This is a genomic window from Streptomyces aurantiacus JA 4570, from assembly GCF_000414115.1.
Taxonomy (GTDB): Bacteria; Actinomycetota; Actinomycetes; order Streptomycetales; family Streptomycetaceae; genus Streptomyces; species Streptomyces aurantiacus_A.
On the sequence record NZ_AOPZ01000426.1, the window covers coordinates 1 to 1,645 of the forward strand.

1 pseudogene is annotated in these 1,645 nt (G+C 74.2%); it reads left to right on the top strand.

Features of this window, described 5'->3' with window-relative positions:
- Positions 1-174: 174 nt before the first annotated feature.
- Positions 175-1,645 (top strand): annotated as a pseudogene (locus STRAU_RS44795) (SDR family NAD(P)-dependent oxidoreductase); the annotation flags it as partial.

Genomic DNA, 1,645 nt, shown 5'->3' on the forward strand with positions numbered 1-1,645 from the left:
CCGGCGGCCACCCTCGGCTCCCTCCGACGCGACGAAGGCGGCGCCGACCGCCTGGCGGCCTCCCTCGCCGAGGCCCACGCCCACGGCGCGGAACTCGACTGGAAGGCCCTCTTCCCCGGCCCCCGCGCCACCGTCGACCTCCCCACGTACGCCTTCCAGCGCGACCACTACTGGATGGTGGCCCCCGACGAGGGCATCGACGGCGATGCCGCGCAGGCCGTGGACGAGGTCGAGGCGCGGTTCTGGGAGGCCGTGGAGCGCGAGGACCTTGAGCAGTTGACGTCCACGCTCGTCGACGTGGACGAGCGTTCGCTGGGCGCGGTGCTGCCGGGACTCGCGTCCTGGCGGCGGCAGCGGCGCGAGCGGTCGACCCTCGACGGCTGGCGCTACCGGGTCACCTGGAAGCCGCTGTCGGGCGGCCTTCCCACCCCGGCCCTGTCGGGTCGCTGGCTCGTCGTGGCGCCGGAGAGCGCCGCGGGGCACGCGTGGACGACGGGTGCCGTCGGAGCGTTGAAGCAGGCCGGTGCGGAGGTCGCCGAACTGACCCTGCCCGCAGAGGAGTTGACGCGCGACAGCCTGGCCTCGCGCCTGCGTGAGTTCGGGGACGCCGGTCTCGCGGGTGTGGTCTCGCTGCTCGGTTTCGAGGAGTCGGCGCACGCGGAGCACGACGGAGTGCCTGTGGGTCTCGTCGGCACTGTCGCCCTGGTGCAGGCTCTGGGTGATGCGGGGGTCGGGGCGCGGTTGTGGGCGGTGACGTCCGGTGCGGTGTCGACCGGTCGCAGTGACGCTCTGGAGTCCCCGGTGCAGGCGCAGTTGTGGGGTCTGGGCCGGGTCGTGGCGCTGGAGCACCCCGACCGGTGGGGCGGCCTCGTCGACCTGCCGGAGTCCTACGACACCCGTACGGCTACCCGGCTCACCGCGATCCTGACCGGGGTCGGCGACGAGGACCAGCTCGCGGTGCGGGACACGGGCATCTTCGTACGCCGCTTCGCCCACGCCCCCGTAGACACGGGCAAGGGCGCGGCCCCGGAGTGGACGCCGCGCGGCACCGCGCTGGTCACCGGTGGCACGGGTGCCATCGGCGGGCACGTGGCGCGGTGGCTGGCGAGCGAGGGCGTCGAGCACCTCGTGCTGACCAGTCGTCGTGGTCTGGACGCGCCGGGCGCCGGTGAACTGAAGGCGGAGCTGGAGGAGGGTCCCCGTCGCGGCCTGCGATGTCGCCGACCGCCAGGCGCTCGCCGGTCTCCTGGGGGAGCTGGCAGCCGACGGGCACCGGATCCGCTCCGTCTTCCACGCCGCCGGTGTGAGCCCGGCGCACACGGTCGCGGACATGTCCGCCGCCGACGTGGCGGAGGTGTTCGGTGCGAAGACGGCGGGTGCCGCGCATCTGGACGAGCTGGTCGACGCCGAGGGCCTCGACGCGTTCGTTCTCTTCTCCTCCAACTCCGGTGTGTGGGGTGGTGGTGGCCAGGGCGCATACGCGGCTGCCAACGCCTACCTCGATGCCCTTGCCCAGCGGCGCCGGGCCCGCGGCCTGACCGCCACCTCGATTGCCTGGGGCGCCTGGGGCGGCAGCGGTATGGCGGCGGCCGAAGATGCCGAGGAGCACCTGCGGCGCCGTGGAGTGACGGCGATGGCGCCGGAG